The organism is Acinetobacter sp. RIT698 (genome assembly GCF_009668065.1).
Taxonomy (GTDB): domain Bacteria; phylum Pseudomonadota; class Gammaproteobacteria; order Pseudomonadales; family Moraxellaceae; genus Acinetobacter; species Acinetobacter guillouiae.
In genome coordinates, this window is the sequence record NZ_WJYH01000032.1 from 16173 (window position 1) to 31777 (window position 15605).

General features: G+C 40.2%; 10 protein-coding genes. 7 read left to right on the forward strand and 3 right to left on the reverse strand.

Features of this window, described 5'->3' with window-relative positions; all coding sequences use genetic code 11:
- The first annotated feature begins 175 nt into the window (after positions 1 to 175).
- From GJV03_RS14270 to GJV03_RS14295, 6 genes are all read left to right on the forward strand, one after another.
- Positions 176 to 3454 (forward strand): LysM peptidoglycan-binding domain-containing protein, encoded by a 3279-nt coding sequence (locus GJV03_RS14270; RefSeq protein ID WP_154130352.1) that lies wholly within the window; start codon positions 176 to 178, stop codon positions 3452 to 3454.
- Between the two features lie 72 nt (positions 3455 to 3526).
- Positions 3527 to 5377, forward strand: coding sequence for an extracellular solute-binding protein (locus tag GJV03_RS14275; protein ID WP_154130353.1), 1851 nt, complete (start codon positions 3527 to 3529; stop codon positions 5375 to 5377).
- A gap of 105 nt (positions 5378 to 5482) precedes the next feature.
- Positions 5483 to 6553 carry a microcin C ABC transporter permease YejB gene (gene yejB, locus GJV03_RS14280; protein WP_056516160.1) on the forward strand — a complete coding sequence of 357 codons (1071 nt, stop codon included), beginning with the start codon at positions 5483 to 5485 and terminating at the stop codon, positions 6551 to 6553.
- Complete coding sequence (locus GJV03_RS14285) at positions 6553 to 7569, forward strand: ABC transporter permease (RefSeq protein WP_004819994.1); 1017 nt, start codon at positions 6553 to 6555, stop codon at positions 7567 to 7569. Before yejB ends, GJV03_RS14285 begins: the two co-directional genes overlap by 1 nt.
- Positions 7541 to 9136, forward strand: coding sequence for a dipeptide ABC transporter ATP-binding protein (locus tag GJV03_RS14290; protein WP_154130366.1), 1596 nt, complete (start codon positions 7541 to 7543; stop codon positions 9134 to 9136). The genes GJV03_RS14285 and GJV03_RS14290 overlap by 29 nt, the downstream gene beginning before the upstream one ends.
- Positions 9137 to 9268: 132 nt before the next feature.
- Positions 9269 to 10513 (forward strand): NADH:flavin oxidoreductase/NADH oxidase family protein, encoded by a 1245-nt coding sequence (locus tag GJV03_RS14295; RefSeq protein ID WP_154130354.1) that lies wholly within the window; start codon positions 9269 to 9271, stop codon positions 10511 to 10513.
- 454 nt (positions 10514 to 10967) lie between these two features.
- Here GJV03_RS14295 and GJV03_RS14300 read toward each other — a convergent pair whose 3' ends face one another.
- From GJV03_RS14300 to map, 3 genes are all read right to left on the reverse strand, one after another.
- Positions 10968 to 12194, reverse strand: coding sequence for an MFS transporter (locus GJV03_RS14300; RefSeq protein ID WP_154130355.1), 1227 nt, complete (start codon positions 12192 to 12194; stop codon positions 10968 to 10970).
- Between the two features lie 129 nt (positions 12195 to 12323).
- The gene (locus GJV03_RS14305; RefSeq protein ID WP_154130356.1) at positions 12324 to 13373 is read right to left on the reverse strand and encodes an OmpW family outer membrane protein; all 1050 of its coding nucleotides are present in this window, start codon (positions 13371 to 13373) and stop codon (positions 12324 to 12326) included.
- A gap of 329 nt (positions 13374 to 13702) precedes the next feature.
- The gene (gene map / locus GJV03_RS14310) at positions 13703 to 14530 is read right to left on the reverse strand and encodes a type I methionyl aminopeptidase (protein ID WP_004722029.1); all 828 of its coding nucleotides are present in this window, start codon (positions 14528 to 14530) and stop codon (positions 13703 to 13705) included.
- A gap of 219 nt (positions 14531 to 14749) precedes the next feature.
- Between map and rpsB the strand changes: the two genes are divergently transcribed.
- Positions 14750 to 15502 (forward strand): 30S ribosomal protein S2, encoded by a 753-nt coding sequence (rpsB, locus tag GJV03_RS14315; protein WP_004722027.1) that lies wholly within the window; start codon positions 14750 to 14752, stop codon positions 15500 to 15502.
- Positions 15503 to 15605 lie beyond the last annotated feature (103 nt).

The following is a 15605-nucleotide window of genomic DNA, read 5'->3' on the forward strand; positions in this document are numbered from 1 at the left end:
GGTTTAAGAATTTATTGTATACGCAAATCGGCGTTTTCTACGCATGAACTGAGATTTTTTTAATTTCTTGTAACATTTGTATGCAATTCGCATTCAAAATTTGCCTTGTAAGCGCGTTTAGCTCTACTAAAATGGCAATGATAAAATAATTTACTAAATGTTGTTCGGAACTCTTATGTTTAAACCTACCACAATGGTGTGGCAACCTACTGCGACTGTTTTCTTTAAATTATCCTTATTAACATCTGCATTCGCAGCATTAGGGTTGACTGCAGGGTGTTCTTCGACGTCGACAACATCAAAAGTTCAAACATCAAAGTCAGCAGGCATGTTGGATGCCAGCAGTTTGGATTCTCTAGAAGATCTACTTTCTGCAACTGATATACGTGCGGTAGAGGGCGATCGTCTATTGATTTTAAAACATGGTGACGTATGGAAGCGGATGTCAGTCGGTTTTAAAATGGATGAAAACCATTGGGATCCTCGTATCGATGCACAACGGAGCTGGTTTGTTTCCCGCCAACCTTATATTGACCGTCTAAGTGCCCGTGCGTCACGCTATCTTTACCATACCGTGAAAGAAGCTGAACGTCGTGGTTTACCTACTGAATTAGCACTGTTGCCAATTATTGAAAGTTCTTATGACCCAGCAGCAACCAGTAGTGCCGCTGCAGCAGGGATGTGGCAATTTATCCCAAGTACAGGGAAAATTTATGGTTTAAGACAAACCAGTTTATACGACGGGCGTCGTGATGTAGTTGAATCAACACGTGCCGCTTATGAATTTTTAGGCAGTTTATATAATCAATTCGGTTCTTGGGAGTTGGCTTTGGCTGCCTATAACGCAGGTCCTGGGCGTATTCAGCAAGCGATTAACCGTAACCAAGCTGCGGGCTTACCAACAGACTATTGGTCATTGCGTTTACCGCAAGAAACCATGAACTATGTACCACGCTTTTTAGCCGTGGCGCAGATTATTAAAAGCCCATCTAAATATGGGGTGAGCTTACCGCCGATTGCCAATCGTCCGCACTTTAGAGAAGTTGCAGTTCCACCGGGCGTACAACTCAATCAAATTGCTTCAATTACCAATTTAAGTCGCGCTGAATTATATGCTTTAAATCCTGGTCATCGTGGTGAATTTGTTGACCCTTCGAGTACTTTACGTATTTTGATTCCTGCGGATCTTAGTCCGACCATTGATGCAAAATTAAGAGCGTTAAAACCGGGTTCTGATAGCGGTTTATGGGCAAGCAATACTGCGCCAACCACAGCTACACGGACTTTAACGCCTACAGCGGTCACCTCGACAGTGACTCAATCGATTACTCCAAGTAAAGCGACGCCACCTGCTTTAACAACAGCAAAAACCACCACGACAACCACAGGTTCATTGAGTACGCTCAAAAATACACCACAAGGCTCAGATGCATTAGCGCAATTTGCTGCCAATGCTGATATTCCAAGTGCGCCACGTATTCCTGTTGCTGTGACCAATGCAGCCAATGTGAAACCTGTTGCCGCAGAGCCGCCAATTTCTGCACGTGAAAAAGCACAAATTCTTGCCGCAGTAAAAGCTGAAGGCGAAAAGGAAACGGTTAAACAAGTTTTAGAACCTCAAGCCACTCAAGCCGAAAAAGAAGAAGTGGTTAAAGAGATTAAGGCGATTGCACCACAAGGGACAGAAGTGCTTGACCCGTATGATGGTAAAATTAAGCTGACTGCAATTCAAACCAGTCAATCTGTTGCAGAAGTTCAAGGTAAAGAAAATACGGTTGGATTCTCATATCCTAAAGGTTTAGCAGATACCACACCTGCAAACTCGGAAGAAGCCAAACTGAATCAGGATAAGAACTTTAAGAAAACCGAAACTGAAGTTGTGGTTGAACCACCAAGAGGTAAACGCAGTACTTATACCGTTTTGGCAGGGGATACTTTAGCAACGATTGCTTTAAAGAATGGCGTAAATTGGCGCGATATTGCCAAATGGAACCAAGTTGATCCAAACGGAACTTTATTTGTTGGGGCGACTTTGTATTTATATGATGCCAAACCACAAATTGATACACCTGTGGTTTCTCGCAAAACCACGGATTCAGCTCCAGCCAATTATGTGGTTAAACCAAATGACAGTTTAACCAGTGTGGCAAATCAGTTTGATTTATCTGTTTCACAATTGGCAAATTATAATAATCTGAATACCAACAGTAATTTATTTGTCGGTCAGAAATTAAAGCTTAAAGATGCTTCAGATGATAAATTATCTGAAATCAATAAAGCAGTGGTTCGTGCGGATACCTCTAAGCCTGTTGCAAAAATCAAGACTAAGGCTTATGCAGTTAAACGTGGCGAATATCTTAAAGTGATTGCCGATCGTTATGCTTTATCTGTACATGAACTCGCTGATTTGACTCCAGGTCTAGATACCTCAAGTAGCTTATTTGTGGGGCAAAAGATCAATGTGCCACTCAGTGAAGTCAATGAGCCAGAAGCTAAACTTGACTCTAAAGTGATTGATCAAAGTAAGTTTAAGAATGTAAAAGCTGAAACAACCTATAAAACTGAGAACTATAAAGTTCAAAGTGGCGATAGTTTATCCAGTATTGCGGTTCAGTCTAAATTAAGCTTGGCAGAATTAGCTGAGTTAAACAAAATTTCGACATCTAAAAACTTGCTTGTGGGTCAAATCATTAAGATCCCTGCTGGAACAACAACACCAGAAACCTATACTGTGCAATCTGGGGATAGCCTAATTGCGCTGGCAAATAAGTATAATTTGCAAGTTAACCAAATTGCCGATTTAAATGGTTTAAAAAGTACATCTGGTTTGTTTGTTGGGCAGAAATTGAAGTTGACTGGCACGCCTGAAACTAGCAGTAAAGAGAAAGCACAAGCGAGAAATGAGTCGAAATCAGAAGGCTCTAGTAAAGATATCCATGTGGTCAAATCAGGTGAAACACTGGCAAGCGTTGCAAAAAAATATAAACTGCAATTGTCTTATTTAAGTGAATTAAATGGTTTGTCGCGTAATCAGGCTTTGGATATTGGACAACGCTTAAAGCTTGATGGGGAATTACCCAGTAAATCCACGCTATCTAAAGAAAAAGAAGACCTAAAGGCGACTGCGAAAGCAACAGCTAAAGCTTCGAGTAAGAATACTGAAAGCTATGCGGTGAAGTCTGGTGAGTCGTTAAATGCGATTGCAAATCGTGTTGGTATGTCAGTTCAAGAACTGGCTGAATTGAATGATCTGAGCCCACGTGCGGGTTTACAACGTGGACAATCTATTCGTATTCCTAAAACAGTGACTGAATACAAAGTGAAAAGCGGTGATTCATTGATTCGTTTAGCCAGCAAGTTTGGGATTGATACCAGTGCACTTGCTGAGATGAATGAAATAAAACCAAACGCTTCATTACGCATTGGCAGCATTATTAAAGTTCCGAATCTTTAAGCGCCATTTTATTGGAACGACGTTTAAAGCTTAACCTTTCAAAAACTTTTTTGAATAAAGGAAAATAGGGGAATGCGCCTAAGTTTTGCATGTGTCAGCCCGATCGGGCTGGCATTGGGATTATGTGTTGCAACTATAAATGTTGATGCTGCTCTACAGACAACAGCATATATTGCTGTACATAATGCTCCACTATATGTCAAAGCTCAGGCGATGCCTTATGCCAATAGCAATGCACCCAAAGGCGGCTATATCAGTACAGCGAGTATAGGCACCTTTGATAATCTCAATAGTATGAATGGCAAAGGCAGTTCAACTGAAGGGATTAATTATCTATTTGATAGCTTAATGGATAGCTCACTGGATGAGCCAGGTGTGTTATATCCACTTCTCGCTGAAAAAGTTACTTATGATCCTGTTAAAACTAAATTTGTTATTTTCCATTTAAATCCCCAAGCTCGTTTTAGTGATGGTTCACCCGTCACGGCTGAGGATGTTAAATTTAGTTTTGATACCATTCAAAGCAAGGCCAATCTAGGCTTTCAAATGTATTTGTCTGATTTAGCCAAAACTGAGGTATTGTCTAAATATCAAGTGAAAATGACATTTAAATCAGACCACAATGCAGACATGCCCTTTATTTTGGCAAAAATTGCGATTTATTCAAAAGCAGATTGGAAAAATAAAGACTATAGCAAAGTGACCTTGCAGCCGATTTTAGGGTCGGGGCCTTATCTGATTGAGCGTATTGATTCTGGGCGCAGTATTAGCTATAAGCGCAATCCAAATTATTGGGCAAAGGACTTAGCCATCAATCGTGGTCGTTATAACTTTGATCACATGAAATACGTTTATTATCGAAGCCCTGAAATCGCTTTTGAAGGGTTTAAATCTGGACAATATCGCTTTTATCAAGAAAAAAATGCCCGTAACTGGGTCACCGAATATAATTTTCCTGCGGTAAAACAAGGTTTGGTTAAAAAGTATATTTCTAAGATTGAAACACCAGCACTCACGCAAAGTTTGGTTTTTAATACTCGAAAGGCGCCATTCAATGATCTCAATTTTCGCCAAGCATTGACCTATGCTTATGATTTTGAATGGATCAACAAAGCATTGTTATATGGTCAAAATATTCGCTTGCAGAGCCACTTTCAAAATAGTGAGCTTGCGGCGACTGGAAAACCAAGCGCGAAAGAACTTGAAATTTTAACGCCTTATTTAAAGCAATTGCCCACATTGCAACGCCAAGGTGTATTGGCAGATTGGAAATACCCAGTTTCAGATGCCAGTGGTTTTAACCGACAAAATTTATTGATTGCACGTTCGATGTTATTAAAGGCGGGTTATCGTTTTCACAATGGACTATTGGTGGATAGACAAGGTCGTCCCATTCAAATTGAATTTCTGATTCATCAAGATGGTGCACTACGAACTTTGTTACCTTATATTCGTAATTTAAAAAAACTTGGGATTCAGGCAAATATTCGTCAAGTCGATTTACCGCAATATACAGAGCGTATGCGCCGTTTAGATTTTCAGATGACCGCTATTGATATGCCGCAATCATTAACACCGGGCGCTGAACAGGCGCAGATGTGGGGCAGTAAGGCTGCCGATGAAGTGGGCAATTACAATTATGCAGGTGTTAAAAGCCCAGTGGTCGATCAGCTGATTCAACAGATTATTTATGCACCGAACCGTGAACAATTGGTGCTTCGTACCCGAGCACTGGATCGGGTATTACGTGCAGGCTATTATCAAATTCTGACTTATGGCAATGATAAAAACTGGTATGCTTATTGGAATATGTATCAGCAACCCAAAGTTAAACCAAAATTATCCCTCGGTTTAGAGTATTGGTGGGCAGATGCAGATCAAGCAAAAAAAGTAGAGCAATATTTAAAAAATCGAGCATTTTAAAAAGCATAATTTCAAATCTTCATGGTTAAAACATCAATGGCTCAACGTGAGTGATGTTTAAATTGACATATCTACCCTCATGAGGTCATAAGGAACATCGTTTCAATGGGCACATATATACTCAAAAGGCTGTTACTGATCATCCCGACATTGTTCTTTGTTCTCTTGATCAATTTTGTTGTGGTTCAAATTGCACCTGGTGGGCCTGTTGAACAAGCCATTCAACAAGCGGAAAACTTCCAAGGGGTCAATATGACTGCTGGGGGGCTATCATCTTCGGTCAATAACCATGAGTATCGTGGTGCACAGGGCTTAAGCGAAGATATGGTCGATAAAATCAAACAGCAATATGGCTTTGATCGACCTGCACATGAACGATTCTGGTTGATGTTAAAAAACTATTTAGCTTTAGATTTTGGCACGAGTTTTTTTAAAGATAAGCCAGTGACTGAGCTGTTATGGGAAAAAATGCCAGTCACCATTTCCTTGGGTGCGTGGAGCACTTTTTTAATTTATTTAATCTCAATTCCTTTAGGGATTAAAAAAGCCAAGCAGCATGGCTTATTTTTTGATAAATCAACCTCATTACTTTTGGCTGTGGGCTATGCCGTTCCCGCTTTTGTATTTGCAATATTGTTGATCGTATTTTTTGCTGGAGGTTCTTATTTACAATGGTTTCCGTTACAAGGCTTTGTTTCAGACAACTTTCACAGTCTCAATCTATTTGAAAAAATAGCAGATTATTTTTGGCACATGGCTTTACCTTTGCTGGCCATGGTGTTGGGCGGATTTGCAAGTTTAACCTATCTGACTAAATATTCATTTATGGAAGAGCTCAATAAGCAGTATGTGCTTGCAGCACGAGCAAAAGGCTTAACTGAAAATGACGTGTTATATAAACACGTATTTCGCAATGCATTGTTGGTGATTGTTGCCGGTTTGCCTGAAGTATTGGTTGGGGTGTTCTTTGTTGGAAATCTACTGATTGAAATTATTTTTAATTTGGATGGACTCGGCTTGCTAGGTTTTGAAGCCGTGCAACAACGTGATTATCCGGTGATTTTTGGTGCTTTGTTCTTTCTGACCTTGTTTGGGCTGATTTTACGTTTAATCTGTGATGTGATTTATCGTGTGATTGATCCGAGAATTGATTTTGAATCGAGAGGTGCAAAATAATGTCACTGATCATGCAAGCACGAATACAGAAATTTAAGAATAATCGCTTGGGTTTTGTCTGTTTCATTGTATTTATCGTTTTATTTATCCTTTCAATTTCTGCCGAATTTATTGCCAATGATAAGCCCTTATTGGTCAAATACGATCAGCATTATTACATGCCGGTTTTAAAGGCTTATCCTGAAACACATTTTGGAGGGGTCTTTGAAACAGAAGCCGATTATCGTGATCCGGTGGTTCAGCAGTTGATTGAGGAAAAAGGCTGGTCGATTTGGCCACTGGTTCGTTATTCCTACCAAACTCCCAATTTGGATTTAGCCGTTCCTGTTCCATCACCACCCACCGCACAAAACTGGTTAGGTACAGATGATCAAGGGCGTGATGTATTTACCCGTATTCTTTATGGTCTACGTATATCACTGTTGTTTGGTTTGGCATTGACACTATTTGCTGCATTTATTGGAATTATTGTTGGGGCGATACAGGGCTATTATGGCGGATGGGTAGATTTAATTGGGCAACGTCTGCTTGAAGTTTGGGGTGGTTTGCCGACTTTATTTATGGTGATCATCTTGGTCAGTATATTTACCCCGAGTGTCTATTGGCTATTTCTGATTATGTTGATTTTTGGCTGGACAGAGTTGGTCGGTATAGTGCGCGCTGAGTTTCTTCGTGCCCGTCATTTAGATTATGTTCAAGCAGCACGTGCATTAGGGGTGAGTGATTTGATGATTATGTTCCGACATATCTTGCCCAATGTGATCAGTTCAAGTTTATCTCAACTTCCATTTATGCTGACTGCAAATATCACCGCACTTACTGCATTGGATTTTTTAGGTTATGGGCTTCCACCAGATGCAGCCTCCCTCGGTGAATTATTACTACAAGGTAAAAATAATTTAAATGCGCCGTGGCTGGCTTTATCCGGATTTTTTACTTTGGCCTTGGTGCTATCTTTATTGATTTATATTGGGGAGGCGACACGTGATGCATTCGATCCAAGACGTCAAAAATGATCCATCATTGTTGTTGTCTGTCCAACATCTGCATATTGAAAATCAGCGTAAAGAGGTGCTGGTCAATAACCTTAACTTTGACCTACATGTCGGGGAAACTGTTGCGATTGTCGGGGAGAGTGGTTCAGGCAAATCAATCAGTGGTTTGGCGCTGCTTGGCTTGCTTCCTGAAAATTTAACTGTGACTGGGCAAGCATTATATGATGAGCAAAACCTATTGTCTCTTAATCAAAATGCGCAGTTGGCGATCCGTGGTAAAAAAATTGCCATGATTTTTCAAGAACCGATGACAGCACTCAACCCGCTACACAAGGTTGAGCGGATTATTGGTGAGACTTTACTTTTAGACGGGATGTCCAAGGAAAAAGTCAGAAAACGTGTCTATGACTTATTGTGTGATGTCGGAATGGATGAACCTGAGGATAAGTTGAATCGTTATCCACATGAGTTATCAGGTGGTCAGCGACAACGTGTTTTGATTGCATCGGTTTTGGCACAAAAGCCTGAAATTATTATCGCGGATGAGCCGACAACAGCTTTAGATGTCACATTACAATCTCAAGTTTTAAACTTATTACAACTGCTTATTCTAAACCATAAAATGGCCATGATTTTGGTTAGTCATGATTTGAATTTGGTGCGTAAATATGCCAATCAGGTGATTGTGATGAATCAGGGGCAGGTTGAAGAAAAAGGCACAGTTCGAAATATTTTTCAAAACCCTAAAGCCAGCTATACCCAATATTTATTGGATCATGATTTTGGTGAAGCCAATGCTTTACCGCATAAACGTAATTTAGTTTTATCTCTACATCGTGTTGGGGTGAAATTTCCAATAAGAAAGGGCATATTTAATCGAGTTAAAGATTATTTTGTTGCTGTTCAACCGATCAATTTACGTTTAGATCGCGCTGAGTCCATCGGGATTGTTGGAGAAAGCGGTTCTGGTAAAACTTCTTTGGCACTGGCAATCGCACGACTTATACAGTGCTCAGGCAATGTTTTCCTACTCAATCAGGACTTGAACCGATTAAGCCAGCGTAAATTACGCCCACTGCGATCCAATTTTCAAATTGTATTTCAAGATCCGTTAAGCAGTTTAAATCCACGTATGACTGTAGATCAGATTATTCGAGAGGGCTTGGCACTAAAACACCTAAAAGAAGCTGAAATGTTGATTCGTATCAATGAAATTTTAGACAAAGTAGATCTCCCGATAACAGTTAAACAGCGTTATCCGCATGAATTGTCTGGCGGTCAACGGCAACGTGTGGCTTTAGCACGTGCTGTGGTATTACGCCCTAAATTACTGATTCTCGATGAACCAACCTCAGCACTTGACCGGACCACACAACGTGCGATTGTAAAATTACTGCGTCAGTTGCAACAGGATTATCAAATGAGTTATTTGTTTATTAGTCATGATTTGCAGGTTGTAAAAGCACTTTGTCAGAAAGTTTTGGTATTAAAAGATGCTAAAGTTATCGAGTTTCAAGACACTCAAGCCTTATTTGATAAACCTTTAAATGACTATACCAAGCGATTAATTGCAGCGAGTCAGTATTAACGCTGTATTGATGACTCTGGTTCAAAAAATATTCACATTAACAAAGTTGACAAAATGCATTGTCAGATTTACGCTTGAACTATTATAAATTTAAATTAGAGTAAAAGCTCTAATCACTAAAGAGATTTGACCATGAGCCATCTTGCACAAGCATTAGAAATAAAAAACACGCGATTTAAAAACCGAATCATTAAAGGTGCGATGAGTGAAGCATTGGCCAACCATGCAGGGCAACCGAACCAATTGCATTTAGGTTTATATGATGCTTGGGGGAAAGGCGGCTTGGGTTGTGCCATTACGGGGAATGTGATGGTTGATTTCCGTGCGAAGAATGAGCCAGGTGTTGTTGTAGTTGAAACTGAACGTGATCTTGCCAAACTGACTGAATGGGCAAATGTGGGTAAAAAGCACGGGATGGTACAATTGATTCAGTTATCACATCCAGGTCGCCAGTGTCCAAAAGGACTCAATAAAGAAACTGTCGCGCCTTCAGCAGTGCCTTTTAGTCCAATGTTGGCAACGACATTTGGTACGCCACGTGCACTTAATGAAGCAGAAATTTTAGATATTATTCAACGATTTGCTGAAGCTGCACGGATCTGTGAAAAAGCAGGTTTTGAAGGTGTACAGTTACATGGTGCACATGGTTATTTAATCAGTCAATTTCTTTCACCATTGACCAATAAACGTCAAGATCAATGGGGCGGTTCAATTGAAAACCGTATGCGTTTCTTATTAGAAATTTATGCTGCAGTGCGTGCTAAAACCTCAGAAAACTTTATTATTTCAGTCAAACTGAACTCTGCAGATTTCCAGCGTGGTGGAATCACAGAAGAAGAAGTGGTTCAAGTATTTAAAGCCATTGATACAGCAGGGATCGATTTGATCGAAATTTCTGGTGGTACCTATGAAGCACCAGCAATGGCAGGCGCAAAAGCGGATAAACGTAAGCAAAGTACGATTGCACGTGAAGCATATTTCTTAGATTTTGCAGAAAAAATTCGTAAAGAGGTCAAATGTCATCTTATGGTGACAGGTGGTTTCCGTACAGCGCAAGGAATGAATGCGGCTTTAGACAGTGGTGCGTGTGAATTTATTGGGATTGCACGTCCTCTTGCGGTAGAACCTGAAGTCAGCAACAACTTGATTGCTGGTCAGGACGTTCGATATGCAGTAGAACAAATCAAAACTGGTATCTCTTTTGTTGATAAAATGGCGATCATGGAAATTCTGTGGTATGCCGCGCAGTTTAAAGCGATTGGTGAAGGGAAGAAGCCAAATCCTAAGCTTTCTCCACTCAAGGTTTTCTTTAATTATGCAAAAAATAATATCAAGGCAGTGATCCAAGGACGAGTAAACTCGCGAAAATCAGCCTAATAAAGATTGGGAAAAGCGTAGTCGCGACTTAGAAAATTGATTTTAAGGTTGCTTCTGGTCTGCTTTAGACCAATACGATTTAAATGTGTCAGCAGGCCATTGTCCTTTCACTAAAGCCGTTTGAAAGGCGGGTCTGCTTTCTATTTGCAGAAGATAGCGCTGAATTTCAGTGAACTTTTGATATCTTGGGTGAGGTTCAAAACAGGCTTTGTTTCAACAAGGTTTAAATTAAAAATGTTGAACTGCTAATTATTACAAAACAAAGCCCTAAAAGCAGTTAGGGCTTTGAAAGAAAGCAATCAATCTAGCTATTGGTTGGACAATGGGTTAATGTGCACAAAAAGCCATATTAAAATATTCAAATAATTCAGGCGTGTTCAACCACAGCATACTTGACAGCCCGAACAGAATAACAATAACCAACCAGATACTGAGCTTGAACCACGAGAATGAGTTAGTCATTAACCACAGCCTCTTCATTAACAAAGAAATGCACAATAACACCGACTATACACAAGGCAATTGAGCATCCCCAAATGATGTTGTAGTTACCCGTTATATCATGATTTAAACCGCCTAGCCATCCACCAAAAAAAGAACCGATTTGGTGAGTGAAAAACACCAGACCGCTTAGCATGGTTAAGTATTTCACACCAAACATATTGGCCACAATACCATTGGTTAGGGGTACAGTCGAAAGCCATAAGATCCCCATAACGATACCAAAGGCGTAAACAGTCCAAATACTTAAAGGCAGCATGAGAAAGGCAACAATCGCAATGCCACGTAAACCATATAAACCCATAAGCAGATGCGGTTTGGAATACTTACCACCAAGCCAACCAGCGGTATAGGTTCCGATAATATTAAATAGACCAACCAATGCGAGAAAGATCGTTCCGGTGGAGGCATCAAAACCATGATCAATCAAATAACCCGGCAGGTGAATGCCTAAAAAAACCACTTGGAACCCACACACTGAGAAACCAAAGGCCAACCATAAAAAGGGTTTATGCTGAAAGGCAATTTTAAGAATCTGTTTAAAGCTTAAATTGGGTTTTATCGCTTGTTTAATTGCATTTGGCGGTACATACATAGGAGCTTTAAGCATCCATGCCAATGGAACAATCAACACGATGAGGATTGCTGTAATGACCAGCGCAGATGACCAGCCGAAGTTTTTAATGAGAAGCAGGGTGGTTGGCAACATAATGAATTGCCCAAATGAACCTGCTGCACTGGCAATACCCATTGCCATACTACGCTTGCTTGGATGCGTTGCTCGTCCTACGGCTGAAAGTAATACCGAGAATGATGTTGCAGAGAGAGCTAAGCCGATAATTAAGCCAACACTGATATCCAGTAACAGCACATTTGAACTGATAGACATTAACAATAGGCCAATGGTGTAGAGCACCCCGCCTATCGCAACAATCTTCTTACTTCCATACCTATCTGCAAGCGCACCAGTAAAAGGTTGTACTGCGCCCCAGAATAGATTTTGTATGGCAATGGCTAAACTAAAAACCTGATGACTCCAACCAAACTCATGGCTCATGGGTACAAGATAAAGCCCAAAACCGTGACGTACACCTAAAGAGAGTGCCAGAATAAAAGCACTTCCAATAAGCATATAAATGAGTGGTTTAGAGAAACGCGTGTCGTCCTGTTGTACTGACATAAGCTATCCATTGAATCATCATATGAGAATTGTAGATGATTCAATGGGACTTAGCGATAGAATAAAAATTTATCAATCGATAAATTTTAGTGATCAGTCAGCACAATTTAATGAAAATAAATTTAGCTTTTAGAAGCGATAACCCACACCAACATAAGTAATCAGAGGATCAATATCAATTTTGGTTTTGGCTGTGACAAGTTGTTTGTTGGTATTTGAGTCTGAAATGGTAATGGTCGCATCACTACTCATTGGTGCATAAGTGACAGAGCCTACTCCAAACCAGCGATCATTAAAATCATAGGTTGCACCCAGTGTTGCCATTGGTGCCCAAGCATCATCTGCTTCTACTTTAACTACAGGATTTGCAGATGATTTTTTGCCATCTAGTGCTGCTCCAGCCTGTCCATCTAATACGTTCTGGATCATGTGACCTGCTGCAATCAGATCGTCTTTTACGCCATTATCGACTTTTAGGTGAGTAAAATGTGCATACATGACACCTACACCAACATAAGGCCGAAGTTTATTTACACCAGATTTACCAAATTGATAATGTAGTTCTGCCGCTGGCAACCATGCAGTTGCAGATGCTGCTTTTGAATGTTTTGTTAAATCAGTAATTGCAATATCTTTTTTCAAGTCAATACTGCCAAGTGGTGTAGAATCTTTACCGGTCAATGGTGCATAGATTTGGCCTTTGCCTTCTATCTCAACTTTAGGCGGAACACCTGCTTTAAACTCTAATGAAAGATTATCAGTGAAGTAGTAATTTCCCATCAGACCAAAAGTATCAACATCTTTTGCTGTTAGACCAGTGCCTTCAGAGGTCCAACTGGATAGACCATTGACTGTGGCTGTGCCCGTTAAAGCGCTAGGAATCGTGTCACCCAAAAGGCCGATTGCGCCATAAAGAAAAGGATTGGATTCTTTAACTGCTGCGTCTAAAACTGCTTTTTTAGAAATATCACCTACTTTAGATTGTGTTCCTTCTGCAACGGCAGTATTCACTTTGATAGGATTAGCGTTACCCTGTGGCATTGCATGTAGCCAACCTGCTGAAACAGAAAAGCGTTTAAATCCATCACCATCTTTCAGACTAAAATAAGGTGAATCTGCATGCGCCATCATGGGTAAAGTCATGCATGAGGTCATGATGCAAAGTAATGATTTTTTCATAGGTTTGGACTCCATGTCCGTAATTGATACTAATTTTTATGCGTTTTTATTATTAGAAGTTTTTGCTGTTAATTAATGTAGTCTTTACAAAGGCTTTTTTTAAGTGAATGTTCTTTTTTTAATGTTTTATTTATCATAAGTTTATAAATGTAATACAACTGTAATCATGTTGTCATGATATTACATGCTAAAAATAGGTCATGGTCTCGGTTAAAAATAATGATAAAACATTGACTTGGCAGACAAGGGAAAACTCAAGCCATAAAAAAAGGCCATATAAATATGACCTTTTGTTAAGCAGCATAAGTCATTTTAGTCAATGACTTTCGTTATTTTTGAAAACGAGATAGATCTTCTTCAGGGCGTGCGGTTAAAACTTCTACACCGTCTTTGGTCACCAGCAGGGTATGTTCATATTGAGCTGAAAGACTATGGTCTTTGGTCACCACCGTCCATTTATCACCCATTAAACGTGTTTGCCAAACACCAGCGTTGACCATCGGCTCAATGGTAAAGGTCATGCCTTCTTCCAAAACCATGCCTGAATTAGGTTGACCATAGTGAAGGACTTGAGGCTCATCATGGAATACCGTACCAATACCATGACCACAGTATTCACGCACTACACTAAAGCGTTCTGATTCAACATATTTTTGAATCGCTGCGCCGATATCACCAATGGTTGAGCCCGGTTTCACCGTTTCCATACCACGGTACATTGCTTCTTGAGCAACTTTACATAAACGTTCAGCAATAATCGATGTTTCACCACCAACCACATACATCATATTGGTATCGCCGTGATAACCATCTTTAATCACAGTGACATCAATATTGAGAATATCGCCTTTCTTTAAAATTTTACTCGCAGATGGAATGCCGTGACATACCACATGATTTACAGAAGTACAAATCACATGTTGGAATGCAGGGCGACCAGGCGCAGCACCATAACCTAAACATGCAGGTATAGCGTCTTGTTTGTTGACAATATAGTCATGACAAATCGTATCCAATTCAAGTGTACTAACACCTGGTTTGATATGCGGTTTGATCATATCCAAAACTTCTGCAGCCAATCGACCTGCAACACGCATCTTTTCAATTTCATCTGCGGTTTTGATTAATCGACGTGGTGCTTCGTAAGTACTGTTCATGATCTTTAAAAACTTTTGGAAATTTGTATGTGACTATGGTATAAATAGCCGCCCAATTTATCAAATGCTTTCTGTGACTTTCTTTGTGAATGGTTTATGGAAATATTGATAAGGGTAATTTAAAAATCCGCACATATGTCGTCACATTACTCTGGGTGCCTGAAAGGGTGGAGAATGCGGACATATGGAGGCCTAACCCAAACTTTTAAGGTAAAGAAAATGGCAGATTACAACGTAAGCATGCGCGACCTTCTTCAAGCTGGCGCGCACTTTGGTCACCAAACTCGCTTCTGGAACCCAAAAATGCGTCAATACATTTTTGGTGCGCGTAACCGTATTCACATCATCAACCTTGAACATACTGTTCCTGCGTTAAATGATGCTTTGAATTTTGTTAACAATCTAGCAAGCAAAAAGAACAAAGTATTGTTCGTTGGTACAAAACGTGCTGCTTCTAACATCATTCGTGAACAAGCTCAACGCGCTGGTCAGCCTTATGTTGATCACCGTTGGTTGGGTGGTATGTTGACTAACTGGAAAACTCTTCGTCAGTCAATCAACCGTTTGAAAGATCTTCAAACTCAATCACAAGATGGTACTTTTGCTAAACTTACTAAACGTGAAGCATTAGAACGCGCTCGTGAAATGGAAAAACTTGAACGCTCTTTAGGCGGTGTTAAGAACATGGGTGGTTTACCTGACGCATTGTTCATCATCGACGTTGATCACGAAGCAATCGCGATTAAAGAAGCTAAAAACCTTGGTATTCCAGTAATCGGTATCGTTGATACAAACTCTAACCCAGATAACGTAGATTTCGTTATTCCTGGTAATGACGATGCGATCCGTGCTGTTACACTTTATGCTTCTGCAATGGCTGATGCAATTCTTGCTGGTAAAGAATACGCTCAAACTCAAGCGAATGCTCAAGCTAAAGGCGAAGAAGCTGCGAAAGAAGCTCCTGAGGCTTAATGCGTTTTGACGCAAGCTTGTCATTTTTGTGATTTAAAATGATGACAAATTGAGCGTCGAGAAAGCAAAGCGGCCCAGAGGAACCTTTGGGCCGTTTTTGTTG